At 57.4% G+C, this 9,962-nt stretch carries 7 protein-coding genes; all 7 read right to left on the bottom strand.

Annotation, left to right across the window (positions count from 1 at the left end):
* Positions 1-201: transposase (locus BUC26_RS15125; RefSeq protein ID WP_482764213.1), on the bottom strand; the 201-nt coding region annotated here is incomplete at its 3' end.
* Positions 202-395: 194 nt separating this feature from the next.
* On the bottom strand, positions 396-2,477 hold the full coding sequence (locus BUC26_RS15120) for a polysaccharide biosynthesis protein (RefSeq protein ID WP_244155871.1): 2,082 nt from the start codon (positions 2,475-2,477) through the stop codon (positions 396-398).
* A 30-nt stretch (positions 2,478-2,507) separates the two neighbouring features.
* Positions 2,508-4,148, bottom strand: a complete 1,641-nt coding sequence (locus BUC26_RS15115) for a J domain-containing protein (RefSeq protein ID WP_073377439.1) — start codon at positions 4,146-4,148, stop codon at positions 2,508-2,510.
* A gap of 2 nt (positions 4,149-4,150) precedes the next feature.
* A complete protein-coding gene (locus tag BUC26_RS15110) occupies positions 4,151-5,386 on the bottom strand; it encodes a tetratricopeptide repeat protein (RefSeq protein WP_073377438.1) in 1,236 nt (411 codons plus the stop codon).
* A 6-nt stretch (positions 5,387-5,392) separates the two neighbouring features.
* Complete coding sequence (locus tag BUC26_RS15105; protein ID WP_073377437.1) at positions 5,393-7,708, bottom strand: GumC family protein; 2,316 nt, start codon at positions 7,706-7,708, stop codon at positions 5,393-5,395.
* A complete protein-coding gene (locus BUC26_RS15100) occupies positions 7,705-8,487 on the bottom strand; it encodes a tyrosine-protein phosphatase (RefSeq protein ID WP_073377435.1) in 783 nt (260 codons plus the stop codon). The genes BUC26_RS15105 and BUC26_RS15100 overlap by 4 nt, the downstream gene beginning before the upstream one ends.
* A complete protein-coding gene (locus tag BUC26_RS15095; RefSeq protein ID WP_143166035.1) occupies positions 8,484-9,947 on the bottom strand; it encodes an O-antigen ligase family protein in 1,464 nt (487 codons plus the stop codon). The genes BUC26_RS15100 and BUC26_RS15095 overlap by 4 nt, the downstream gene beginning before the upstream one ends.
* Between the last annotated feature and the right edge of the window lie 15 nt (positions 9,948-9,962).

Raw genomic sequence — 9,962 nt, 5'->3', positions numbered from 1 at the left:
GAGAATGAGAATCTTGAAGAGGAGAATGGAATCGTAGCCCTTGGCCCCGGCGGGAGATTTGCGCGGCTTCTCCCGAGCTCGCTCGATGAGTTCGCGGAACTGTTCCCAGTCCACTGCTTCGTTAAGTTCGACCAGGGGATCACCGGCTTGATCGATTCGTGAGAGGCGTTTGTGATAATCGAAGAGTCCGAATTGAGTCATGGCGTTATCTCTGAAAGCTGAAGGGATGGAAAAATTTGTTTCAACATATTGATATTAATACATTTTCAGAGAGTTTGTCTGATTTTTTGGGGTAATTGGCCAGTTTTTTACCCGCTATTTTGCAAGGAACCCATAAGATCAACCCCACACAAAATGACGAGGATGCATATATGTTTATATCCTTTGGATAATCATCACTGATCGTTCAACGTTGAAATATCCAAGACTTCATCCATTAAAAAATCAGGTGTGTATTCTGGTATAATATCATGCAATTGCATTTTGATGTTTCGACTGCTATGATTTCCAGCTTCGATCAGTAACCGATTGAAGAGTGATTCCCTATCGAAGCTGTAATCAACATGATTCCTGAGCACCATGATCTTGTGATGCTCGGTCGGGACGATCCCCTCCCCTTCGGTGATCAATTCCTCGTACAGTTTTTCTCCCGGCCGCAGACCCGTGTAGACGATGGGGATGTCGCTATCCGGTTCCCGGCCGGCAAGCAGGATCATTTCCCGGGCCATGGAGTCTATCTTGATCGGGTCGCCCATCCTCAAGATGAAGATCTCGCCGTCACCGCCCATGGAACCGGCCTGGAGAATAAGTTGGGCGGCCTCTTCGATGGACATGAAGTAGCGGGTGATCTCCGGGTGAGTGATGGTTACCGGCCCGCCTCGCTCTATCTGTTGTTTGAACAGTGGGATGACTGAGCCGGAGGAACCGAGCACGTTTCCGAAGCGCACAGCCATGAACCTGGTGGTGTGATGTGGCGGTTCAGGTTGGTAGACGGGGTCGTCCGCCTTGTGGTTCACCTTCTGCCATTGCTTGCAGAACTTCCCGTCCCAGGTATTGCGGGCGTAGGTCAACATGAGCAGTTCGGTGAGCCGCTTGGAGGCGCCCATGACGTTGGTGGGCCGGACAGCCTTGTCGGTGGAGACGAGGACGAAGCGTTCGGCCTGGTGGCGGATGGTTGCTTCGATGAGCAGTTGGGTGGCGAAGATATTGTTGTAGACGGCCTCCCAGGGGTTACGCTCAACCAGAGGGACGTGCTTGTAGGCAGCGGCATGGAAGACCACCTGCGGGCGGTAGCGGTGGAAGACCTCATCGAGGAGGCGCACGTCCTGCACCCTGCCCAGAATCGGCTCCACCTCGCGGAATTGCCGTTCGTAGAGCAGTTCCATCTCCATGTTGTGCAGGTTCTCCTCGCTGCTGTCGAAAATCACCATCTGTGCCGGGGCGAAGCGGATGATCTGCCGGCAGAGCTCGGAGCCGATGGAGCCGCCACCGCCGGTGACGAGGACCGTCTTGTCCTTCAGGTAGTCGCCGATCCTGCTCTGGTCGAGCACCACTTCTTCGCGGCCGAGCAGGTCCTTGATGGAGATATCGCGGATCTTCTTGATGGAGACCTTGCCGTCGATGATCTCGGATAGGCCGGGGATAGCCTTGAAGGGCAGCCCGGTCTTGCGGCAGGTTTCCACGAAACGGTTCATCTGCTCCCGGCTGGCGGTGGCGATGGCGATGAGGATCTCGTCGGCACCGGTGCGCAGGATGTGCTCTTCCAGGTCGGCAACTTCTCCGAGGACCGGCAAGCCATGGATTTTCAGGCCGAATTTTTCCTTGCGGTCGTCAACCAGCCCGACCGGCAGGTAGGGGAGATCCGGGTTCGAACGGAACTCGCGGAGGACCTTCTCCGCCGCGTCGCCGGCCCCGATGACCAGGAGCTTTTTCTTCTTTGTGGGTTTTCTTGCACCAGTCAGCGGCAGCAGGGTTCGGTTCGAACCGTTGAACGAACTGTAGAAATAGCGGATTGCCACGCGATGGCCGCTGATCAACAGAAAGGTGAGAAGGGCATCGAGCACGAAGACCGAGCGGGAGAGCCCCCCCAGGCGATTGATATAGATCAGGGCAACCAGGATGAGGATGAAGGAGACGGTGATCGCCTTGGTGATATTGATCAGATCCTGCGTCGAGGTGTAGCGCCACATGCCGCGATAGAGACCGAACAGGTAAAAGACCGGGAGCTTGATCAGCAGCATCACCGGCAGGATGGCCGCGTAGGGAGCGAAGCTCCCCTTCACCAGGGCCGCGCTCTCGTAGCGTAGAAAATAGGAACAGTATAAGGCGAAGACAAGTAGCAGCAGATCGACGGAGAAGATCATCCAGAACTTGGGGTTGCGCATGAGCAGGCCGCCCAGCTGCAGGTGGTCCTGGACCGCCGCTTTCATAGAGGCAGGCAAGGTTTCCAGGTTGAGGGGAGGTGCTTTGCTGTTCACGATGTTCTCATCTCTTGGCCGGGAACGCTGTTAGTGTTCGAAATGGTAATCGAGCGTCTCTATCAGAAACGACGAGTCTCTTTCCTGCAAGCGAAAGGCTATGGGGCCGCTGCCGCTCACCTGGTGGCCGTCCCGGTAGTGGAGGTTTACCGTAAACCGACCGTTCACCTGAACACCTTGCGGTGTTTCCTGCCAATCCAGCTCCTGCAGTTGCAGGGAAGCGTGATCGGTGCTTTGAAACAGATCCAGGTAGGTCTGGACCATGGTGGCGAACGGCTTGTTGTTTTCCACCGCATAGGTGGTGAAAAAACGGCTGAACGACAGGATGTTACGCTCGGAGTAGGCGGACAGGTAAGAATCGAAAAAGGATTGCAGCCGTTGGTCGAGAGATTTTGCCTTCGTTGTAACTTCCCCGGGCCCGTCGGCGGGCAGGCCGGGTGGCAGGTCAGCAGACCGGGCGAGATCGGAGTGCTGGGAAGCTTCAGTATCTGAGGATATTTTTTCGGTCGGTTCGGGCAGCCTGACCTGAACGACGGTTGGCTCCCGCAGGGACGCTTGTTTTTTCTTAGTGTCAGGTTTTGCTTCTCCTTCGGATCTCCTCGGAGCCTGTACTTGTGGTACTTCTAGCGCAATGGGCTCGGTTTTCCCAGTTTTCGGTACCTCGGTCGATGTTGGTGCTATTGTTGCCATTTGACCGGCAGATTTAAGATCCGCATTTTTTTTCGGGGAGAGAGTTACTTCCGCCTGTTGGCGAACGGGAGTGTTGAATTGGTCGATTTTGGAGTCTACCAGAGAAGCGGTAGTCGCTGCTGCGCGGGATTCGAGCGGAGCATTTTTCGACTTGTATGATTCTGCAACAGGTGTTTCGGCGGGTTCAGGTAACGGTACTGCAGCGAATCGCTCTGAAGTATTCGGCTCACCCACCGACCTGGCTGGTTTCTGTTCCTGGTCACTGACAGTCGTTTTGGGTTCGGCTGTTGGAATGGGGTTACCAGCGGCAGCACTGGCCTTGGTCGGTGGAACGAAAGCACCCCGGCTTTGCTGCAAACCGGCAATCATAGTATTTTTTCGGTAGTTAGTGGCGGCAAAGAATGAAATGACAAGAAGCAGGATGAGCAAACCCAGGCTCCAGGCAAAGAGTTTTTTGCGTGGGGGAGAATGTCTGGCAGCCTGCTTCTTGTGGCGCCAGGTATTGTTTGGCGTTCTCTGCTTGATTGGCTGGAGCGGCTCTGTGTACTTGCCGAGCAGGGTTTGGTAGGCCCTGGTGATTTTTATGAATTGGTCCGGCTCGTTGCGGCTTTGTTCCGGCGCCGTGTCCGGGTGGTGTAGCAGGCTGAGTTTTCGGTAGGCGCGCTTGATCTGTTCGGGGCCGGCTTCCGCTGTCAGTCCGAGTACCTGGTAGGGATCTTCGTCATCGGTATGGGGGGAAAATAGCTCGATGATAGTGCGAATCTCTTGGAGAAAGGCCTGCTCGTCGATGGCTGCCTGTTCGCAGCGATGCTGCAGCCAGGTCTTCAGCTCGGTGGCACCGGCGTCGCGCTTATTCAGCAGGTTTCGACAGGCCCCGAGCATGCCGTCGGTAGTGGTAACGGTACCGATCAACGACTCGGTTGAGGAACCTCGGTAGGCCTTGATCAACCGGCTGATCAGTTCTTTCTGGCTGTCGGTCATTGTTATGGCCCGTCCTGCCAGAGCTGAAAGGGTTGTGGAGCGACGGCGGTGATTGCGGGCTGTTTGATCCAGAGTCGACCGGTGATTTTATTGTCAAGCATGGTGCTTTCCTGGCGCCGCAGGCGGACTACCATGGCCGAGCAGCCGAGCGGGATGTGGAAATCAATGGTGTGCTCGGTCCAGTCCTGGTCGGCGGCGACCATCTCCGAGCTGACACGCGTTGCCTGGCATTTATAGCCGTAGACTTCCCAGAACGGTTTCTGGTCGGTGGTCAGTTTGGCGGATTTCATCTGCACGGTGAAACGGTAGTCGCTCTGCGGCTCGAGCGGGACGATTTGCAGCAGATGGTGGTAGCTCAGGTTCTCCCAGCCTTTGAAGCGAAGGTGGATGGCATGGCTGCCCGGCTGCGGCAGCGGCTCGAAGCGTTGGTCTACACCCTTGTGATCGGAAAGGCGCCAGCCGAAGGCGCGACCGAGCGGGCGGGCCTGGAAATCGGGATTGAAGATGGTGTCTTGGTCGTTGAATCGCTGCCGCCAGATGGGTACCGCGTCGGCGACGTGGTCGGTGCGCAGCAGCATGTCGATAAAGGCCAGAACTTGCTTATCGTCCGGGGAGATCTGTGATTGTGTGATGTGGTACCAGAAGCTCAGTGCCTCTGGGGCACGTTTGGTGCGCACGGCGTGGTTGAACAGGTGGGGCAGGTTTTCCGGGCCGGCTTGGGTCAGCAGATTGGTGGGATCCGGCCAGAGGGTGAAGGCCAGGTTGAGAGCGTCGGTGCGGCTCTTGCCGGGAATCTGGGCGATGATGTAGCGCAACTCGCCGGGCAGCAGGTCGGTCAGGCCAAGCTGGTAGGCGGTCAGGGTTTTGTCCCAGCGCCAGCGATTGATGTTTCTGGTCAGGCTGTCGGCGTAGCTGACGATGGCAACCGCACGCTCTTTGTCGCCCCGGTCATTGAGCAGTTCCGCCAGGCCCAGCCAGGCCGGTACGTAGAGCGGGCTGCTGATCAGGGCCTGCCGGAAGAGGCGCTGGGCGGTGTCGAGGTCGGCCTCGAAGAGGTGCTTTTCTTTGGCAAAATTGAGCAAGACGCGGGGGTTGCGGATGCGCTCATCGGCCAGTCGGTCGGTATTCTCGCTAAACTGCAGCTGCTCCTGGACACCAAAGCGCAGTTGGGCGACGGCTACGATCAGCAGCAGCAGGAAGAGGAAACTTTTCCGATATGGATGCCAGGGAACCGCCACAGTGGTCTATTCCTCGTCCTGTTGTTTGCCGTAGTTGTAGTTATAAGAGTAGTACTTGTAGCTGCCGTAGGAGCTGTACCCCTTCTTTCGTCCTGCTTTATTGATGATGGTGCCGAGTATCCGGCCGCCGACGTTACTCAGCGCCCGCCGGAAATGCTTGACGCCTTCTCGTGGCGTATCGCCTTCCACCGAGATCAGGATGACCCCATCCACCATGTGGGCGAGGACAAGAATTTCGGCAAAGCCCTGGTACGGCGGGCCGTCGATAACGACGCGGTCGTAATGGCCGGCGGCCACTTGCAGCAGCTGCCGCATCCGCTTGGAAGAGAGCAGTTCGGCCGGGTTCGGGGGGAGCGGGCCGCTGCTGATGAAATCAAGACCCGGATAATCGGTTTTATGGACGACTTCGGAGAGTTTGGCCATGCCGCTGAGTACCGAGGAGAGGCCTTTTCCCTTCATGCCTTGCTTGAAGATTTGATGCAGACTTGGTTTGCGCAGGTCGGCATCGATCAGCAGACAGCGCTCATCTTCACTTAAGTAAGAGAGGCAGGAGTTTGACGAAAGTGAACTTTTTCCGGCGCCGGGCAGAATGCTGGTGAACAGGATGGTCTTGGGCGGATCATCGGCCACCGATAGGCGCACCGAGGTCATGGTCGTGCGGAAGGCTTCGGCCACCGGAGAGCGCGGTTCGGCGTAGAACTTCAGGGCCATGTTGCTGCGGTCGTCGACGGCCTGTTTATCATAGGGGACCAGCCCGAGTACCGGGATGCCGAAGCGCTCGCTCATCTCATCGGGGTTTTTGATGGTATTGTCGAAAAATTCGAAGACAAAAGCCAGACCGACCCCTCCGAGCAGTCCGATGGCCAGGCCGAGCGCCAGGTTCAGTGCCACCCGGGGTTTGAATGGATAAAGGGGCGGCCGGGCATAATCGACAACCTGGATATTGGTGACCAGTGCGCCGACGGTGGCTTCGATCTCCTTGGCTCGCTCCAACAGGCTGTTGTAAATGCCCTTGTTGGTGGCCACCTCGCGTTCGAGAATCTTGTACTGGGTGGCCTTTTCTTCCTGGTCCATGGCCCGCTGTTTCTGTTCCTCGGTGCGCTCGGCCAGGTATTGTTCGGTTTTCAGGGCCGTTTCATAGTCGTTTTTGATCGAGTCGATAATGGCCTGCTGCTCTTTATAGATGCTTTCCTGGACTTGATCCATACGCGCTTTGAGCTGCTGCATCTTCGGATAGGCTGGCTTAAAGGTCTTGCCCAGATCCTGGTATTCCGCTTCCAACGTGGCGTATTGGTTCTTCAGGTTCTGGATCAGCTCGTTCTCCACCATCTGGTTGAGGTTTCTCGTATCGGCGGTGAGAATCTGCTGATATTTGGCCTCCTGGGTAATGCGGTGCGAACGGGCCTTGGCCAGCGCCTCGTTGAGTTCCTCGAGCTGCCGGGTGACCAGGTTGGTTTTCGAGTCAAGAGACACCACGCCAATCTTGCGGGCGAACTCTTGTAGCGCTATCTCGGACTGCTCCAGCTTGATCTGGACCGCTTCGATCTGTTTTTGCAAGAATTTACCGGCATCCTGGGAGCTGCGCAGCCGCGAGTCCATGTGCATGTTGATGAACTCGTCCATCGCCGCATTGGCCACATCGGCCGACAGGGCCGGGGACACCGAGGCGAAGCTGATTTCGATGAGTTCGCTGTTACGAACCGGACTGACGGTGAAAACGTTGGAAAATTTAGTCAAGGTGCGATCGACGACGATCCGATTCCGGGCATCTTCGTCGAGCAGGTTGAAGGTGTCGGTATTCTCTTCGGGTCGTATGAACGACTTGATGGTGTCGAATACACCCTGGGCATGGGCTTCACCGGAACCGGAGCGGGCCTGGCTGTTGAAGTCCGGGTTGTTGATCAGGTCCATCCGGTCAATCACCCGGGAAGCGAGCTGCTCGCTTTGCAGCAGTTTGACCTGGGTCTGCTGAAATTCCATGGTTTTTAAGGCTGAGGACTCGACATTCTCGAATTTAGTTAGCTTGTCGTCCTGGGCGGAGACGCGGAGCACGCCTTTGGCCTTGAACTGCGGGGTAACCGTGAAGGTATAGAGGGCGACCAGGGAGAAACAGGCCAGCAGCGTGATCAGCACCACCGATTTGCGGCGGATCAGGGTGTCGATCAGGTCGCGCAGGTCGATCTCGTCGCGAAATTCGGGGGCTACTTCACGGACCTCGGTGCTCGGCAGGTAGTTGGCGTGTTGAGTATGGTCTCGAACCACCATGTGGCGATCATTGGGTTGGTCCATATCCTGGTCGTTGAGGGAGCGCTTCTCTTTCATGGCTGCTGGTTCCTGAAAAGTGATGGGTCATGCGGTGCCTGGTCGTCGGTTGCGAAGATCAAGCGGGCGCTGTTTTGGCAACAGCGGTGCAACAATTCCGGGCCACCAGGCAGCTCAAGAATCTGCTGCCAGTCGGTGGCGGTTAGTGGTCCGCGGCGCGCGGCATCATGGGCATCGGAAGCAAGAAAGTGCAGGTGCCCCTGTTCTTTGAGTTCGGCGGCGATTCTGTGACACGTTGAGCCGAACCGCCCGAGCAGACTGCCGGTGTTGACCTGCAACAGGACGCCCTGCTCGGCCAGTTGCCCGAGCAGGTGCGGGCTCTGCTGAAAGCCCTCGATTCGCTCCGGGTGAGCGAGGATAAAGTGGAAACCGTCCAGTTGGAGTGCGGTGAGGAGGCTTACGCATTCCCCCTGATCGCCCTGGAAAGCGGGTTCTATCAGGTAGTAGGAGGAATCGGCCAGCGGTAATACGTCGCCGGCCCGGAGCCGTTGTTCCAGTTTGCGGTGGAAGGCAATCTCCATGCCCGCCATGACGCGCAGCGGGATAGACAGCTGATTTAAGTGGTGCTGGAGTTCATCGACCAATCGATGGACGGTGGCGGCGGGGGTGGCCCAGGAGGTGCCCGGTAGGAAATGGGGCGTGGCAACGACCGCAGCGATTCCGGCCTGCGTGTAGATCTGGGCCAGGGTGGTGCTCTGGGCCAGATCGGCCGGGCCGTCGTCTACGCCTGGCAGGATATGGCAGTGCATATCTATGAAGTCTGTTATGTGGCAGGTCATGGGGTTTCTCCCCGCTTCTCGGGAGAGAAAAAGGTGACTGGTTCATCAGTTCCCTTTTTCTCCGGGGTGGCCGCGGCATCAATCATTGCCAACAGGGTTACGGCATAGACGAGGTTGGCCGGCAGCCGCCAGCCGAAATCGACCAGGCCGTGAGCGAGAAAGCCGATCACCCCGCAGAAGGCGGCGACAACGACGATGCACCGGCTGCGCTCCTCGGCGGAACGGAGGGCCGGGGTTCTCAGTTTGCCGGCAACCCTGATCAGACCGGCGACCAGCCAGCAAAACAGCAGGATCGCCATCGGGATACCCAATTCCAGTGTCAGTTCCAGGTATTCGTTATGCGCCCGGTCGAAATGGATGTTTGCCGGAAACCCCTTCAGGTACACCGGGGAAAGCAGGGTGTACGACTCCAGACCGATCCCGGCCAGCCAGTGGTCAAACAAGATGGGCAGCGAGGCCAGGTAGAGCTCGAGCCGCGTTCCACCGGAGCCGCCGATGGAGCCGAACCGTGAAACAATGGTGTCCAGCCCGAGCAGGCTGCCGTAACCGCCGAGCACGGCCAGAAAAAGCGCGACGAAGATGATCTTCTTTTTCACGGTGAATGGCAACAACACGATCAACAATAAGGCAACCAGCGTCATAGCCAGGATACCGCCACGGGACAGGGAAAACAAGACCGCAAGCAGCATCGGCACGGTGGCGGCGAAAAATAAAATGGCCTCGGTGCGAGAAACGCTCAGGAAGCGTCGCTGCATTCGCATCTTGCGGGACAGCTGCTGCCCGCCCTTTTCTTCGCTTCGGCCGGCGAAGTGGGCGGCAAACCCGGCCACCGCCAACGGCCAGATCATGTTGAGCAGCGAGGCAAACTGATTTTTATAGATAATGGTGCCGTGCGCCGCCCGCCCGGGGATATCCAGCCAGAGCATGCCGATCGACGGGTTGATGAACTGCATCAGCCCGTAGATCGCCTCGATCAGGCCGACACCAATCATGCTGTAGAGCAGCCAGCGAAACACCCGGCGGTTCTGCCGGATCATCGATCTGACACTGTAATACAATACGAGCAATGCCAGCAGCAGGAAGGAGCGGTACAGTCCGACCGGGCCGTTCTCGCTGAGCGGCAGGAACCTGATATCGATACCGGCCAGTTCGTTTACTTTAATTATCCGATCAGCTCGCTGGGGCGAGATGATCTCGACCCAAGACAGGGGTAGCGGGAGAGCCTGGATCACCAGCCAGACGATCAGGATGAGCGGCACGATGCTCCAGAAATTGCCGATACACAGCTCGCCGGGTTCGGCGGTAAAGACCAGCCAGCCACCGAGGACGACCAGGATCAGCAAGACATAGCTACCCAGCACGATCGGGTGCACCGCCCCGAACAGGAGCGGGATGGTGCCGACAATGGTGCACAACAGCAACCAGACGAGTGTCTGGAGTTTTGCTCTGAGGTTGTTCACGAGCTTCAAGTGGGT

It is taken from the genome of Desulfofustis glycolicus DSM 9705 (genome assembly GCF_900130015.1).
GTDB classification, from domain to species: domain Bacteria; phylum Desulfobacterota; class Desulfobulbia; order Desulfobulbales; family Desulfocapsaceae; genus Desulfofustis; species Desulfofustis glycolicus.
Note: the sequence above shows the minus strand (reverse complement) of the source record. Positions and strands in the feature narration are given on the sequence as shown.